This window comes from uncultured Xanthomarina sp. (genome assembly GCF_963971605.1).
Lineage (GTDB): Bacteria > Bacteroidota > Bacteroidia > Flavobacteriales > Flavobacteriaceae > Xanthomarina > Xanthomarina gelatinilytica.
The window spans coordinates 72627-89800 of the sequence record NZ_CAXATZ010000009.1; the positions used below are offsets into that span (position 1 = coordinate 72627).

At 35.6% G+C, this 17174-nt stretch carries 14 protein-coding genes; 11 read left to right on the forward strand and 3 right to left on the reverse strand.

What is annotated here, in order from left to right; genetic code table 11:
• Window positions 1-2: 2 nt before the first annotated feature.
• On the reverse strand, window positions 3-719 hold the full coding sequence (locus tag AACY93_RS05555; RefSeq protein WP_286853610.1) for a LytTR family DNA-binding domain-containing protein: 717 nt from the start codon (window positions 717-719) through the stop codon (window positions 3-5).
• Window positions 720-1733 carry a histidine kinase gene (locus AACY93_RS05560; protein WP_286853611.1) on the reverse strand — a complete coding sequence of 338 codons (1014 nt, stop codon included), beginning with the start codon at window positions 1731-1733 and terminating at the stop codon, window positions 720-722. It abuts the gene before it with no gap.
• 228 nt (window positions 1734-1961) lie between these two features.
• Here AACY93_RS05560 and AACY93_RS05565 point away from each other — a divergent pair, with 228 nt between their 5' ends.
• The 3 genes from AACY93_RS05565 to AACY93_RS05575 all read left to right on the forward strand — a co-directional run bounded on the left by AACY93_RS05565 (window position 1962) and on the right by AACY93_RS05575 (window position 4877).
• The gene (locus AACY93_RS05565) at window positions 1962-2378 is read left to right on the forward strand and encodes a MotA/TolQ/ExbB proton channel family protein (RefSeq protein ID WP_286853613.1); all 417 of its coding nucleotides are present in this window, start codon (window positions 1962-1964) and stop codon (window positions 2376-2378) included.
• Window positions 2368-3621 (forward strand): alpha/beta hydrolase-fold protein, encoded by a 1254-nt coding sequence (locus AACY93_RS05570; protein WP_286853614.1) that lies wholly within the window; start codon window positions 2368-2370, stop codon window positions 3619-3621. The genes AACY93_RS05565 and AACY93_RS05570 overlap by 11 nt, the downstream gene beginning before the upstream one ends.
• Window positions 3622-3989: 368 nt before the next feature.
• Entirely contained in the window at window positions 3990-4877 is an 888-nt protein-coding gene (locus AACY93_RS05575; protein ID WP_286853615.1) for an arsenite methyltransferase, read from the forward strand.
• A gap of 107 nt (window positions 4878-4984) precedes the next feature.
• On the opposite strand, the gene AACY93_RS05580 is transcribed toward AACY93_RS05575, so the two are convergent.
• Entirely contained in the window at window positions 4985-6346 is a 1362-nt protein-coding gene (locus tag AACY93_RS05580; protein ID WP_286853616.1) for a DEAD/DEAH box helicase, read from the reverse strand.
• Between the two features lie 307 nt (window positions 6347-6653).
• Between AACY93_RS05580 and AACY93_RS05585 the strand changes: the two genes are divergently transcribed.
• The 8 genes from AACY93_RS05585 (at window position 6654) to AACY93_RS05620 (ending at window position 17013) form a co-directional block, all read left to right on the forward strand.
• Entirely contained in the window at window positions 6654-7967 is a 1314-nt protein-coding gene (locus tag AACY93_RS05585; protein WP_286853617.1) for an anthranilate synthase component I family protein, read from the forward strand.
• A gap of 85 nt (window positions 7968-8052) precedes the next feature.
• Entirely contained in the window at window positions 8053-9375 is a 1323-nt protein-coding gene (tilS, locus tag AACY93_RS05590) for a tRNA lysidine(34) synthetase TilS (protein ID WP_286853619.1), read from the forward strand.
• Window positions 9365-11359, forward strand: coding sequence for a thioredoxin family protein (locus tag AACY93_RS05595; RefSeq protein ID WP_155949848.1), 1995 nt, complete (start codon window positions 9365-9367; stop codon window positions 11357-11359). Before tilS ends, AACY93_RS05595 begins: the two co-directional genes overlap by 11 nt.
• 128 nt (window positions 11360-11487) lie before the next feature.
• Entirely contained in the window at window positions 11488-13152 is a 1665-nt protein-coding gene (gene ade / locus AACY93_RS05600; RefSeq protein WP_007646606.1) for an adenine deaminase, read from the forward strand.
• Between the two features lie 3 nt (window positions 13153-13155).
• The gene (locus AACY93_RS05605; protein ID WP_286853621.1) at window positions 13156-14115 is read left to right on the forward strand and encodes an alpha/beta fold hydrolase; all 960 of its coding nucleotides are present in this window, start codon (window positions 13156-13158) and stop codon (window positions 14113-14115) included.
• A gap of 39 nt (window positions 14116-14154) precedes the next feature.
• On the forward strand, window positions 14155-15693 hold the full coding sequence (locus AACY93_RS05610; protein ID WP_286853622.1) for a YifB family Mg chelatase-like AAA ATPase: 1539 nt from the start codon (window positions 14155-14157) through the stop codon (window positions 15691-15693).
• Between the two features lie 93 nt (window positions 15694-15786).
• Window positions 15787-16290 (forward strand): hypothetical protein, encoded by a 504-nt coding sequence (locus AACY93_RS05615; RefSeq protein WP_339611395.1) that lies wholly within the window; start codon window positions 15787-15789, stop codon window positions 16288-16290.
• A gap of 3 nt (window positions 16291-16293) precedes the next feature.
• A complete protein-coding gene (locus AACY93_RS05620; RefSeq protein WP_339611397.1) occupies window positions 16294-17013 on the forward strand; it encodes a hypothetical protein in 720 nt (239 codons plus the stop codon).
• The last annotated feature ends 161 nt before the right edge of the window (window positions 17014-17174 follow it).

Genomic DNA, 17174 nt, shown 5'->3' on the forward strand with positions numbered 1-17174 from the left:
CATTAAAAGTTGGACAACTTTTCCAAAACCTCCTTTTTATAGCTTCGGCTAATGGTTAAGGCTTGCCCTTTTATAACGACATGTTCGTTGGTAAAGGAAGAAATGTGTGCCAAGGCTATAATAAACGATCTGTGGATTCTAATAAATTGTTTACTAGGTAATTTGGCTTCAATGGCACTTATGGTTTCCCTGGTAACAATGGTTTGGTTAGCCAAGTGTATTTTAATATAATCACTATAACTTTCTATGTAAATAATGGTATCAAAGTCCACTTTAATCATGCGTCTGTCTGCACGTACAAACATAAAGGGATTGCTTTCCGATTCTAAATGGTCTTGATTTTTAAGGTTGCTATATACTTCAAAATAGGTGTTTATGGCTTTTAGTAAACGTTCAAACGAAATGGGTTTTAATAAATAATCTACAGCTTGTAGTTCAAAGCCTTCCACAGCATAATCACGATAGGCTGTGGTAAAGATTATTTTTATGTCTTTATTGATGGATTTTGCAAAAGAGATTCCAGAAATTTCCGGCATGTTGATGTCCAAAAATACCAAATCGATAGTGTTGCTGCTAATTACTTGAAAGGCTTCCATGGCGTGACTGCAACTCGCTACCACCTTTATATTGCTTATTTTGGAGAGATGAGTGGCAATAATGTCCCTAGCCATGGCTTCATCATCCACTATCAAACAGGATATGTGTTTTGGCTCACTCAATTAATTGGGATTTAATTTTAATAGCACTTTAAATAGATTGTTGGAGTTTTCTATTTGCAAATCGTATTTGCCTTTATATAGTAAATCCAGTCGTTTTTGTATGTTTTCCAATCCAATGCCTTTTCTGCTTTGGTTGTTGTTGGAATGACTGTTTTCTATGGAAAAAAACACTTGTTCCTTGGTACAAGATAATACAATTTTAATAGTTAAAACGCCATTGTTTAAGTGTCCATGCTTAAAGCTGTTTTCTATAAACGGCAGAAGGAGCATAGGTGCAATGCTAATGTTTTCTGGAATGTTATAGGTGTTAAAGCTTACATCCAATCGCTTGTTAAAACGCAACTTTTCCAACTCAATATAATCTTTGATATGATTGATCTCATCTATTAGCAAGACTAAAGGTTTATCCACTTGATATAATAGATAATCCAAGAGATTGGAAAGTTTCAGGATCATTTCTGGTGTTTCATCGGCTTTTTTTAGAGCAAAGCCATACATGGTATTCAAGGTGTTAAACAGGAAATGTGGGTGAATCTGCATTTTAAGATAGTTCAGCTCCTGTTCCTTTAGTTTTAATTGGGTTTCCAGTATTTTGGTCTCCAGTTTTTTAGTGTTTTCGGCTTGGATTAAGTTCAACTTCAACAGTTTAAAAGCACTCACTACTACCACTATCAAATACACTCCAGAAGTCACCAATAAGATGTTTCTGGTAATGGGATTCATTTGGGTATATTCAAAATTGGCCAGGTAAATCAAACTAAAAAATATGGAAACCATGATCAAATACCCCGAAACAATTAAGGTATATATACTATATAAAATAAAAAGACCATAGCGTTTCGTGACCAAATAGTCAGGAATTAACTTGTAAATGGATACATAAGTGGTAGCCATGGTAATGGGCATTATAAACAGTGAAAACAAAAAGGTATCATGAAAATCTTTACTTCCAGCTCCAAAAAAATAAGTAAAAAATAGCAGCACTGCACACCAAAAAAACAGATGCAATATCATCCGAAACAATATTTTTAAAAGGATTTTTTTACAGAACATCATCTCAAAATATCTTACAATAATACCATATTTTTTCAGCCTTTTTATATTTTGTAGACGAATAACGGAATTAACAAGGCTTTCAACCAAATGTCATTTCCTTAACTAATATGGTAGTTCGTCGCATTTTAATTTATATCTTGAAGAAGCCCTTTAAGTTTGCTGTATGTTAATCTATAAACATTTATTATGAAACTTTATGTATTAGTTCCACAAGTAGTTATTGCAGCAAATCCCTTAACAGATAGGTTTAATGAAGGAGGCTTTTTCATGTTCCTTATTTTAATTTGTTTGCTTTTGGCCATATTTTTTATTGTGAAAGGGTTTTTAAAGCTGAAAGACCCAATAACCTCCAAAAAAATGCTGCAACTGGCTGTAGATACCAGTCTCTTGGGTTTGGTTTTAGGTTTCTTTGCTTCTGTATTGGGGTTGATAACAGCCTTCGATTCAATTGAAGCCATGGGAAATGCCGATCCTTCAATTTTTGCTGGAGGCCTGAAAGTATCTTTATTAACAGCTACCTTTGGCTTGTTTACTTTTCTTGTAGCAAGACTTGGCATTGTTATTTTAAGAAGCATGCAAAAAACTCAATCTCATGAAAACTAAACCAAACAGCTTGAATATTGGTAAGCTAATGTTGGTTGTGATAAGTTTGGTTTTTCAACAATCCAGAGCACAAACAGCCTATTTGTATCAAGTAGGTGAAAAGGATAGTATATTTTCCAATGTGCTACAAGAATCTAGAGAGATCTATATTCAAATCCCAGAAAGTTATCAGTCAAACCCAAACAGGACCTATCCTGTTGCTTATATTTTGGATGGCGACGTTTTTTTGCCAACATTAAGTAATGTTCACAATTTTTATAGTGGAGGCTTTATGCCAGAAATGGTATTAATTGGAATTTCGAATGCTAAAAACAGAACTAGAGATTTAACCACTTCAAAAATCACATCAAGACGAGGTATGCCTTATAATGAAGAAAATGGTGAAGCCGAAAATTTTTTAAAATTTATTGAAACAGAACTAATTCCGTACGTAGAGCGAACCTATCCTGTTACCAATTACAGAACCTTGATAGGGCATTCCTATGGAGGCTTATTTACAATTTTTACTTTAATCAACAAACCGGAATTGTTTGCAAACTATGTGAGTATCGATCCAAGTATGGATTGGGATGACCAAATGGTTTTAAAACAAGCCGAAAAGGTTTTTAAGGAAAAAAGTTTTAAAGGAAAAGCTTTGTATGTATCTTTAAGTGGCCAATTGCACATGCAAAATCAAGAAGTTACTATTGATAATGTCATGGAAGATACCAGCGATTATACCTTATTTGCGCGTTCCAATATCATGCTTTCAAGAATTATAGAAGAAAGCCCTGAAAACAATCTGTCTTTTAAATGGCAGTTTTATCCAAACGATTTGCATGGAACCATTCCACAACCATCCATAAAAGATGGAATGATATCTCTCTTTACATGGTTTCAGATGGAAAACACAGATAAATTTAATGCTCCTGATACCCCAAAGGACGAATTAAAAAACATGATTGAATTTCGTGCCAATAAACTTGAAAACCACTTCGGATATTCAGTTCCACCTTTTCCAGAAGACTTATTGAATGGTTTAGGTTATATGAATATAGATATGCATCAATTAGATAAATCTAAATTGTATTTTGAGCTAGCCATTAAATATTATCCTAAAAGCGCCAATGCCTATGATTCCATGGCAGATTATTATCTTGCCACAAACAATAAAAAAAAAGCATTGCAAATGCTAGCTTTAGCGTATCAATTAAGTGGGAACACCTATTATAAAGAGCGCATGCAAAAGTTAAAAATAAATTAAAAATATAGACATACATGCTTGAGATATCGTAAACGGGTTATTTTTGGCTCGTTTTTTGTATTCTGTCAGAACATTTGTTTATAAGAGAATAACTTTATTCTTTGGTCAAGTAATAAAAATTAAAGATATTAGTTATTATTTATTGATTAGCTTATAAATAATACTGAATAATTGCGTGACAATCAAGACTAAACTTATGTATGGTATAAGTTATTGTTAGGAAGGTTTTGATATAACAAGGTTATTCCAATCCCTTTTCAGCAATGAAGAGGGATTTTTTTATCAATATATTTTTCAAATTCCATGTTTAATCGTAATATTGCAATAAAGTAATTAATAAAGATTTTTTTCACCATAAAACCACACAAATGAAAAAAGAACAAGAACTAAAGGATATTGTAAAACAACGTTACACAACCATAGCAGAACAAGGTAAGGTAGAAAATGCTTCGTCTTGTTGTGGTGCCACAACACCATCAAACAAAGTCTATAATATCATGATGGACGATTATTCGGAAACTTCAGGATATATTGAAGATGCCGATTTAGGCTTAGGTTGTGGCTTACCAACAAAGTTTGCACACATACAAAAAGGAGACTCAGTCATTGACTTAGGCTCTGGAGCAGGAAACGACTGTTTTGTTGCCAGACATGAAACAGGAAGCGAAGGAAAGGTTATTGGAATAGATTTTACACCCATCATGATTCAAAAAGCACGAAGCAATGCCGAGAAACTAGGGTTTAACAATGTTGAGTTTCGGGAAGGTGATATTGATGCCATGCCAGTAAACGACGCTGTTGCTGATGTGATAGTGAGCAATTGCGTGTTGAACCTGGTTCCAAATAAAGAAAAGGTTATTTCAGAAATCCATCGGGTTTTAAAACCTGGAGGTCATTTCAGTATCTCAGATATTGTTTTGGTAGGAGACTTGCCAGAAGCCTTAAAACAGGATGCCGAAATGTATGCTGGCTGTGTGGCAGGAGCCATTCAAAAAGGGGACTATTTAAAGTTGATTGAAGATCGAGGTTTTCAAAATATCAATATCCAAAAAGAAAAAACCATTAGTATTCCAGACGATATTTTGAGTAAATATCTGTCACAAGATGAAATACAGTCTTTCAATAAAGGTGCCACAGGCATTTATAGTATAACTGTATATGCTGAAAAAGAAGGAGTAAGGCAAGAGAAGCCAAAACTGAAACTTTCTGAAATTCAAGCTTCAGATTGTTGCGAACCAACAAGTGGCTGCTGTTAATTAACTGGCTGTTACAGCTTGTTTGCAGGAAAAAAGTTAGGACTCTATATCATAAAAATCCCTTATCAGATATGAAAAGGGATTTTTGGTTATAATGGTAATTAAACTTACTTTTTCTTATTACGTTTATTATAGTTCTTATCTCCACGGGTTTTAGGCTTTTTATACTTTTTGGCAATCTTGAACTTATAGGAACCACCAAGGTTTTCCTTTTTGTTTTTGTCCTTTTTCTCATGAAAGGCAGGTCCAACCTCTTCGTCTTTTTTACGTCTTAAGGGGTTGTTACGCTCTTTTATAACCTCGCGTTCTTCCTCAATAAGTTCGGTAGAGATGCTTACTGTTTCTGGAATTTCCTTTAAGGGAATCTCCATTTGCATCAAGGTTTCAATGTTTGATAGAGCTTCCTGTTCTTTTTCAGTGGAAAAAATAAGAGCCTGACCTTCGCGTTCAGCACGACCGGTTCTACCAATTCTGTGCATGTAATTTTCAGGAAAATCGGGAGTGTCAAAATTAATCACATGTGATACATTATCAATATCCAAACCACGAGCCATAACATCTGTAGCCACTAAAATCCTGTTAAAACCTTCCCTAAATTGCTCAATGCTTCGCAATCTGTAATTTTGTGTTTTGTTGGAATGGATAACGCATAATTCGTCATGAAATGTTTCGTCTAGGGCTTCAAACAGTCTGTCTGCCATTTTTTTATTTGCAACAAAAATCAAAACCTTATTAAAGGTTTCGGTATCGTTTAACAAATGCTTGAGTAGGTTCAACTTGGTATAAAAGTTAGGAACCCTGTATTTGCATTGCGAAATATTTTCCAATGGTGTTCCGGAAACCGCAATGGACACACGTTCTGGAGCAATAAAAAAATCGGTTATCAGCTCATCGACATCTTGAGTCATCGTGGCAGAAAACATGATGTTTTGTCTTCGTTCAGGCAGGATATCAAAAATATTCATCAACTGATGTCTAAACCCCAGATCCAACATCACATCCACTTCGTCAATAACTACTTTTTGTATGGACTTAAGCTGAAGCACTCGGCTCACTGCCAGATCGTACAAACGTCCAGGAGTAGCCACTATAATATCCAAACCCTGAGCCACAGCCATTTTTTGGGTGTTGATGTTTACGCCACCATAAACTCCCAGCACACGAACATTGATGTATTTGGCCAGTTTTTCAATTTCTTCAACCACTTGCACAACCAATTCACGTGTAGGCACCAAAACTAAAATCCTTGGGTTGTCCTGTTTGGAAAATTTTAGGTTTTTAAGAATAGGTAGCATATACGCAAAGGTTTTACCTGTTCCTGTTTGCGCTATTCCCACCACGTCTTTTCCAGAAGCCACCACATTAAAGGCTTGTTCCTGGATTGGAGTTGGTTGTGTAAAGCCTAAATCGTCTAAGGCGTTGTATAAAGGTGTGTTTAAATTTAAATCTTGAAATGTACTCATGTTCATTTTATCTGCTGCAAAGATAGATTTTTTAAAAGGATTCTACATTCCTGCGAAAGCAAGAATCTTATAATTAGTTATTTGAAGAATTATGCTAACTGTTTTGCCACAGCTTGTCCCGAATTTTCTGGAAATACACAAATATGGTTTGCCTCACTCGGGTGCGAAAAGACGTTTGGACGTTGTTGTTAGTAAGCGACACATTACTGTGGAATAAATCAAGAAAACATTTGTGAAATCGTAGCTAATTTTTTTCATAAACTAAAAGGGCTTCAACTTCCATATCTATTTTAATTTTCGGTAATTTGTAATATTGAGAACAACATACTTACATAAACCAAAATGCATAGATACTTTTAAAAGTCAGTTATTGACTTGGAGTCAGCCTTATCATGAAGCCGTTTGGATGGATTCCAACGAATATCATGAAGCCTATTCAAGCTTTGATGCAGTGTTGGCTGTAGACGCCATGACCTGTATTCAAACAGATTTCCAGGAGGCTTTTTTGAAGTTAAAGGAGTACCAAACCCATACAAAAGATTGGATTTTTGGCTATTTATCCTACGATTTGAAAAATGCCATAGAAGATTTGAAATCCGAAAATTTTGATGGCTTGCATTTTCCGGAACTCTATTTTTTCCAACCTAAAAAACTTTTTTTATTTAAAGGAGATACGGTTGAAATGCACTACTTAAATGTGGTTGCAGATGAAATGGATGATGATTTGAATAACATCTGTCATTGCGAGCCTGTCTTGTCGGCAGAGAGTGACGAAGAACGTAGCAATTTTTTGAATGAAATAGTAATAAAACCCAGAATCTCAAAAACCGATTATCTGTCAAAAGTGAACACCATGTTGGAACACATCTATCATGGTGATATTTACGAAGCCAATTTTTGTCAGGAGTTTTACATAGAAAACACTCAGATAAACCCTTTGGAAACCTATCGGAAACTCAATAGCATTTCCAAACCTCCTTTTGCCACTTTTATAAAACTTAACGACAAGTATTTGTTATCGGCTTCACCAGAACGTTATTTAAAAAAAACCGGAACTAAGATCATTTCGCAACCCATAAAAGGAACTGCCAAACGTTCCAAAGATAGTGTGGAAGACAAACACCTTAAAGAACAATTGGCCATAGACGAAAAAGAACGCAGCGAAAACATCATGATTGTGGATTTGGTTCGCAACGATCTATCCAAAACAGCAAAAAAAGGAACAGTTAAAGTGGTAGAGTTATGTCAGGTTTATACCTTTCCACAAGTGCATCAAATGATTTCAACAATATCTTCTGAAATAGAGGAAACAGAGCATCCAGTCCATGTTTTGGAGTCTACATTTCCTATGGGAAGCATGACAGGAGCACCTAAAATTTCGGCCATGAAAATTATAGAGACCTTGGAAGAAACCAAACGTGGTGTGTATTCTGGAGCAGTGGGTTATTTTACTCCAGACAGCAATTTCGATTTCAACGTGGTTATTAGAAGTATCTTATACAATCACAGCCAACAATATGTGTCATTTTCTGTAGGAAGTGCCATTACTGCAAAAAGCAACCCCTTAAAAGAATATGAAGAATGCTTGATTAAGGCTAAAGCTATGCGTGAGGTTCTTGAGGATTAAAGTTTTCGGTAAAAAGTTAAAAGTTAAAAGTTTCAAGGTGTTATATTTGATAACTATTAAAAACCAAATATGAATTCATGTCAAAATGCTTGAGATATTCCAGCAACATATCAACAACAACCTAAATTTCTTAAAGAAAACCAAGTTGCTTATAGCAATATCTGGAGGATTGGATAGCGTTGTCTTAACCCATTTGTGTCATCAATTGGGATTGCACATAGGATTGGCACATTGTAATTTCAATTTAAGAGGAGAGGAAAGTGATGGAGATGAAGAATTTGTATTGCAATTGTCCGAAGACTTGGAACTTGAAGTGTTTATAGAAAATTTTGATACTGAAACCTTTGCTAAAGATCATAAACTATCCACGCAAATGGCAGCCAGAACATTAAGGTATCATTGGTTTTCTGAGTTGGCAGAACAGCTTCATTTTGATTATATTTTAACAGCACATCATGCAGATGATAATTTGGAAACCTTTTTAATCAATCTCACAAGAGGCTCAGGACTAGATGGTTTCACGGGAATTCCAGAGGTTCATGGAAAAATTATAAGACCTTTATTACGTTTTACTAGGAAGCAATTGGAACAATATGCCTTAAAAAACAGAATAACTTGGCGTGAAGACAGCAGCAATGCATCCAATAAATATTTGAGAAACAAATTACGTCACGAGGTGATACCTGTTTTAAAGGATATCAATCCACAGCTACTTCAAAATTTTCAACTTACCCAAGCACATCTACAGGACTCAAAAACCATTATAGACGATAGCATAGAAGAGGTTTTAAAAAAAACCGTAACCAAGATGTCTGAACATGAAATTCACTTCAACATCCAGAAAATTAAAGGCTTGTCTCATCCCAAAGCTTACTTATACCATATGTTGAAAGATTATCAATTTACAGAATGGCAAGATGTAACGGATTTGTTGGATGCGCAATCTGGTAAACAAGTGTGTTCAAAATCACATTGTTTACTAAAAAATAGGGATGAACTGATTTTGTTTCGTACCATCAATGATACACCTGAAAAAGTTATTGTCATTTCAGAAGAAAATAAACGTGTAAAGACACTTTTGGGAACTTTAAGATTTGAATTGACAGATAGTTTGGAAACGGGTAACCCATCCACAATTTATGTTGATAAAGATTTGTTAAAATATCCCTTAACCGTAAGGAAATGGGAAAAAGGAGACTATTTTTACCCTTTTGGAATGGAAAGCAAAAAGAAACTGAGCAAGTTTTTTAAAGATGAGAAACTTTCCATCCTGGAAAAAGAAAAGGTTTGGCTGTTATGTTCTAATCAAGACATTGTTTGGATCTTGAATTACAGGGCAGACAACCGATTTAAAATAACTGACAAAACACACAACATATTAAAAATTACCTTAGATAATGATACATAAACTAGCCCTTTTTATCAGCCTATTTTTTACTGTATGTATGGTCCAAGCGCAGGTATTGAACCCTGTAACTTGGACAGGCGACGTTGAAAAATTATCAGATACCGAATACAACCTAATTTTTAATGCAGAGATAGAAGAGCATTGGCATTTATATTCTCAGGATATGCCAGAGGGAGGCGCTTTGCCAACCGAGTTCATCTATGATTCCTTAAGTCGGGTCAATAATTATAACTTAATAGGAAAAACGCTTGAAAGCCCTTATATAACTGCTTACGACAAGGTGTTTGAAATGGATTTGAACTATTTTGACGAAAAGGCAACTTTTACGCAAAAAATTGAAGTGTTAAATCCAAATCTAAAAATCATAGAAGTTGAAGCTTCCTTTCAAGCCTGCGATGACGAACGTTGTATTTATCAAAGCAAGATGGTGACATTCGATTTGACCACTGCCACTTCAGCAACCGAAGATCCATCAAATTTTATTGAGGACGAAACTAAAACAGTTGTAAAAAAAGATAACAAACCACTTGCAGCAGAGAAAGAAAACAAAGGTTTATTAACCATATTCTTTACAGCGTTCTTTTTAGGTTTTTTGGTTTTGTTAACTCCTTGTGTGTTCCCAATGATCCCTATGACTGTGAGTTTCTTCACAAAACAAAGCAAAACCAGGGCATCTGGAATTAAAAATGCCTTGTTGTATGGGTTTTTCATTATAGTTATTTACACCCTTTTAGGAACAGCCATTTCAGCCATTTTTGGTAGCAATGCCATGTACGAGTTCTCAACTGGAGTTACTTTTAATGCCATTATGTTTATTGCTTTAATGGTCTTTGCATTTTCATTTTTAGGTGCTTTTGAAATTATGTTGCCAAATTCTTGGGTCAATAAAGTGGATAGTGGAGCCAATAGAGGAGGCATTGTTGGTATATTCTTTATGGCATTGGCATTGGCAGTTGTATCTTTTTCTTGTACGTTCCCTATTGCAGGAACGGCATTATTGGATGCTGCCACAAAAGGAGGTATTGCTCCAATTGTGAGTATGTTGGGCTTTTCGTCGGCCATTGCCTTACCTTTCGGGTTGTTTGCCTTTTTCCCTAGTTGGCTTAACTCCTTGCCAAAATCGGGTGGTTGGTTGAATACCGTTAAAGTGGTTCTAGGATTCTTGGAATTGGCGTTTGCTTTTAAATTCTTATCAATGATTGATTTGGTTTTAGAATGGCACTTCTTGGAAAGAGAGGTCTTTTTAGCCATCTGGATTGCCATATTTGGAACTTTAGGGTTGTATTTGTTGGGTAAAATCAAATTGCCTCACGATTCGCCTTTAGAGCATATTTCGGTTGGCAGATTAAGTATGGCCATCTTGGCACTTTCTTTTACTGTTTACATGGTTCCAGGACTTTGGGGAGCACCATTAAAATTGATTAGCGGTTTTCCACCACCAATGAGTACCAATAGCGAATCGCCATATGGAGTGGGTTATATGAAAAAACAGGTCTCTGCCTCAGGCGAATTTGTTGCTAAAGAATTACCTAAAGATGCTCATTTTGGACCAAATGATCTAATAGCTTTTCATGATTACGATAAAGGGATGGCTTATGCAAAAAAAGTCAATAAGCCAGTGATGCTGGATTTTACAGGATTAACCTGCGTGAACTGTCGTAAAATGGAAGAACAGGTTTGGGTGGAAGATGAAATTTATGCCTTGTTGGATAACGAGGTCGTGCTTATTTCACTATATGTGGACGACAGGACCAAACTTCCTGAAGCCGAACAGTTTGAATCTGAACTTACCGGAAACAAAGTAAGGACCTACGGACATAAATGGTTGGAGTTCCAGCAAACCAGATACAATACCAATGCACAACCCTTATATGTTATTCAAAATTTGGATGGTGAAGATATTAGCCCAACAGTTGGTTATACACCAGATCCTAAAGAATATTACGAATGGCTGAAAAAAGGGATTGAAAATTTTAAGGAATAAATTCAATAACAAAATTGAAAAGCGAGACTGGTTCTCGCTTTTTTATTAATAATGTCTTGCTGAACCAGTCTGCTCAACTCAATGTAAAAGTGAAGCATTTTCAATTCAAAAATGATTAATTTTATTTTATGATATTAAAAGGAAATATTGTCGACATACCAAACCAACGTGTTTTTAAAGGTGAAATTACCATTAAAGATGGGAAGATTTTTAGTGTTGAAGAAAAACAACACAATGTGAACCATTACATCCTTCCAGGATTTGTAGATGCACACATCCATATTGAAAGTTCCATGTTGGTTCCCAGTGAATTTGCCAGGATTGCAGTAAAACATGGAACCATAGCAACGGTTTCCGATCCTCACGAAATTGCCAATGTGCTTGGTGTTGAAGGCGTGGAGTTTATGATTAACAATGGAAAAGAAACTCCTTTTAAATTTAATTTTGGAGCACCTTCCTGCGTGCCTGCAACTTCTTTTGAATCTGCAGGAGCAGTCATAGATTCCGAAGGCATTAAAACCTTAATGGCTAATCCAGACATTAAATATTTGGCAGAAATGATGAATTATCCTGGCGTTTTATTTAAAGATGATGAAGTCCTTAAAAAAATAGCCTGGGCAAAACACTACAACAAACCTATTGATGGACATGCTCCAGGATTACGAGGCGACGACCTAACCAAATACATTCAAGCAGGAATTAGTACAGATCATGAGTGTTTTACTTTTGAAGAAGGTTTAGAAAAACTTCAAAAAGGCATGAAAGTCCTGATTCGTGAAGGTTCAGCTGCCAAAAATTTTGAAGCACTTATCGATTTGCTGCCAGAACATTATGAAAACATGATGTTTTGTAGCGACGACAAGCATCCAGATGATTTGTTATTGCATCATATTAACAATCTATGTGCAAGAGCTGTTGCTAAAGGCATGGATGTTTTTAAGGTGTTACAGGTTGCCTGTGTTAATCCTGTGAAACATTACAATTTAGATGTTGGCTTATTAAATGTTGGAGATTTTGCCGATTGTATTGTGGTAGAAGATTTGAAAGACTTTAAAACACTTCAAACCTACATCAATGGGGAATTGGTTTTCGATGAAGATATTTCGAAAATAGATTCTGTTCCTTTTGAAATTCTAAACAACTTCCAAACAGACAAAAAAGACGTTTCCGACTTTAGGTATGAATCATCAGCAACCCTTCGACTACGCTCAGGGCAAGCGAAAATTCGTGTTATCGAAGCTTTGGAAGGACAATTGGTAACAAACGAGATTATTGTAGAAAGTCTGTTGCAAGACGGGAATCTAGTTTCAAATGTTGAAAAGGACATTTTAAAAATGACCGTTGTCAATAGATATCAAAATCAGAAACCAGCCATTGCTTTTATAAAGAATTTTGGGTTAAAGAAAGGCGCGATTGCTTCTTCTGTTGGACACGACTCTCACAACATAATTGCAGTAGGAGTTAGTGATGAAGCTATATGTAAAGCAGTCAATTTACTTATTGAAACCAAAGGAGGTATTTGTGCAGTTTCAGATTCAGAAAACCTGTCTGCCGATAAGGCAGAAAAAGTGGTGGCATTGCCAGTTGCAGGCATTATGAGCGATCAGGATGCAAAAACAATTGGAAAACAATATGCTGAACTTGATAAAATGGCAAAACAACTGGGAAGCACACTACATGCACCATATATGACTTTGAGTTTTATGGCTTTATTGGTGATTCCATCCTTAAAATTAAGCGATAAAGGGTTATTTGATGGGAATACGTTTCAGTTTACTAACATTGAAGTTTAGAAAATGCCTATAATAGAATCAACCTACAAAGCGCCTTATTTTTTCAGAAACGGATTTGTTGCTACGGTTTATTCCGGTTTAATTAGAAATGTAAACGGTCTGATTCAAAAAAGAGAACGCATTACCTTGTCTGATGGCGATTTTTTGGATTTGGATTGGAGTTATTCAGAAGAAAAAACGGAAAGGCTCATCATTATTCTTCATGGCTTGGAAGGGAATGCCCAAAGGCATTACATCACAGGAACTGCCAAGCTATTTAATCAGAATCATATCGATGCAGTTTCGGTTAATTTTCGTGGTTGCAGTGGTGAGGACAATGAGTTTTTTCGTTCCTATCATTCAGGCGAAACAGAAGATTTAAGACAAGTGATTCAGCATATTTTAGATACAACACAGTATTCTGAAATCTTTATCAAAGGCTTTAGTTTGGGAGGCAATGTAACGCTAAAATATTTAGGGGAAACCACAAACATACCAGTACAAATAAAAGCTGGAATAGCTGTTTCGGTACCTTGTTTTTTAGCAGGCTCGGCCAACGAATTGCATACCTTTAAAAACAAAGCATTTCATGATAAATTTAAGTACAACTTAAAAACCAAATTGCTGCTAAAATCCAAAAAACATGCTGACAAACTTAAAGTAGCAGATGTTACTTCCATTAAAACCTTATATGATTTTGATAATCTTTACACGTCCAAGGCTCACGGATTTTTAGATGCCCAGGACTATTATAAACAAAGTTCCAGTTTGCAATTCCTTCCAAACATTGGCATTCCAACCTTGCTTATCAATGCGCTAAACGATTCGTTTTTATCTTCAGAATGTTATCCAGTAAAAGAAGCCAAAAACAATTCAAATTTGTATTTGGAAATGCCTAAACATGGAGGTCACGTAGGTTTTTTTCAAAAAGGAGGCTTTTATTACAACGAAAAACGGGCTTTGGAGTTTATTAAGGAATTATAATTTAGTATTTTTTCTTACATTTAAGCAAACCAATCGATTATGCTTAAAAAAGTCTTTGGATCTGCTGTTTTTGGGGTAGAGGCTACTACCATTACCGTTGAAGTAAATGTGGACACAGGTGTAGGTTACCATCTGGTTGGTTTGCCAGATAATGCCATCAAGGAAAGCAACTACCGAATAGCTGCTGCCTTGCAAAACAATGGCTTTAAAATTCCTGTAAAAAAAATCATTATTAACATGTCTCCAGCCGATTTAAGAAAGGAGGGAAGTGCCTACGATTTAACCTTGGCCATAGGCATTCTTGCTGCTACCAATCAAATACAAGCTGAAGATTTAGAAGATTTTCTTATTATGGGCGAATTGTCCCTGGATGGTTCCTTACAACCTATTAAAGGCGCTTTGCCTATTGCCATTAAAGCCAAAGAAGAGGGTTTTAAAGGCTTTATATTGCCAAAACAAAATGCCAAGGAAGCTGCCATAGTTTCTGGATTGAACGTGTATGGTGTTGAAACCATTGAGCAGGTTATCAATTATTTTGATAAGGGCGAGCCTTTGGAGCAAACCATCATAAATGTAGAAGAAGAATTCAATAAAAGCCTAAACTTTCCAGAGTTCGATTTTTCTGATGTTAAAGGGCAGGAATCCATAAAACGCTGTATGGAAATTGCTGCAGCTGGAGGACATAACATTATTTTAATTGGACCTCCAGGAGCAGGAAAAACCATGCTAGCCAAACGTTTGCCAAGTATTTTACCACCAATGACCTTGGAAGAAGCCTTGGAAACCACCAAAATACATTCGGTTGTTGGTCGTGTTAAGGAGCATACAGGACTCATGGCACAAAGACCGTTTAGAAGTCCGCATCATACCATATCAAATGTTGCTTTAGTTGGAGGAGGTAGCTATCCACAACCTGGTGAAATATCCTTGTCACATAATGGCGTGTTGTTTTTGGACGAATTGCCAGAATTTAAGCGCGAAGTTCTGGAAGTGATGCGTCAGCCGTTGGAAGACAGGGAAGTAACCATTTCAAGGGCAAAATTCACGGTAACCTATCCATCGTCTTTTATGCTGGTTGCCAGCATGAACCCAAGTCCCAGTGGTTATTTCAACGATCCAGATGCACCAGTAACTTCCTCTCCAGCCGAAATGCAACGTTATTTAAGTAAGATTTCTGGTCCTTTATTGGATAGGATAGACATTCATATAGAAGTCACTCCTGTGCCTTTTGAAAAACTGTCCGATACCAGAAAAGGCGAATCTTCCATAGAGATTAGAAAGCGTGTAACAGCAGCAAGGGAGTTACAAACCAAACGCTTTGAAAACTCTACAACTGTACATTACAATGCACAAATGAACACGAAGCAAATTAGAAAACATTGTACGCTGGACGATGCTTCCATGCAGTTGTTGAAAACAGCCATGGAACGATTGAACCTTTCGGCTAGAGCTTATGACAGAATTTTAAAAGTTTCCAGGACCATTGCCGATTTAGAAGGAAGCGACCACATTTTGGGTTCACATATTAGCGAGGCCATCCAATACAGAAGCTTGGATCGGGAAGGTTGGCTGGGTTAAAAATGAGGGGACAGTTTTATTTTAAAACCATAAATTGAAGGAATTTTCAATCTTTTTAATACATTTAGATTCTATTAACCAATCTTACTCATTATGAAAAATTTTAGTTTATTAGTATTAGGGATCATTATAGGTGCTTTGGCTACCTACTTTTTTTGTCCCATGTGTGGCGATGACAATACCGAAGTAGGCATTGTGGCACCCAAAGGATTAATTACACCAGAAGAGGCAAAGACCCTGGACCAAGCGTTTAACAGCAGACACGCATTGATTAGCGATTCCATAGTGAAACGTCCAGACAACCGTTCGGCTTGGTGGTCTTTGGAAGACATGAAAAATTATTTAAAATATGCCGAAAACGAATCTAAGGAGTTGGGTTACACCATGGATGGTGTACGTGTGTACTTGGGAGCCTATCCTACAGAAGCAGAAGTAGGTTACACCACCATGTTTATGGTGCCAACAGGTGTTGAAAACATCTCTCAAGGAAATAGTAGCTTATTCAATATGTTGCCACCTGGAGGAGGAGATATTCCTGGAGGAGGTTTAAATGGAGGAGGTCCAGGAATGCCACCACCAGCTAATTATCCACAATAATTCATGTCAGACTTTCTATATAAATATACTTCACAATTAAATGATTTAATTTTAATTGTATGTGCTGTTATAGGGATTATATTTTATAAAAAATATAAGAATTATAACAGCAAAATATTTATATACTATTTGATTTATGTTGCTTTTGTAGACTTTATAGGTAGCTATCCAACTTATGTTATAGAATATCAACAACTTCATGGTCTAAGAGATTACTTAAAGGAAACTAGCTTTAGTAGAAATTATTGGTGGATTACTACCTTCTGGAATTTAGGTGGTGTTTTATTTATGTCATATTATTATTATAAAATTTTATTGAATAGTAATTTTAAAAAAATTGTAAAGTATGTTTGTTTCATTTTTTTGTTAAGTTCTACTACTTATATTAGTCAAAATTTAGATTCATTTTTTAATTCACAATTAAAATTCGTCAATATTTTTGGTGCATTAGTGATTTTAAATTGTATTTCCTTATATTTTATTGAAATTCTAAACAGTGATAAGATATTGGTGTTTTATAAATCTTTAAATTCTATTGTAAGTATTGCTATGTTTCTGTGGTGGTTGATAATAACTTCACTTTTATTTTATGAAGTATATTTTTCTGCTTATGATATAGGATATTTAAATTTAAGAAGTAATGTATATTTATTTTCAAACTTATTTATGTATCTAACATTTTCTTTAGCCTTAATTTGGTGTGATCCAGAACAAGAAATCTAATTATATTCTATAAAAAAACATGTGCGAATATTTAAAATATGCCGAAAACGAATTTAAGGAGTTGGGTTACACCATGGATGGTGTTCGTGTCTATTTAGGTGCTTACCCTACAGAAGCAGAAGTAGGTTACACCACCATGTTTATGGTGCCAACAGGTGTTG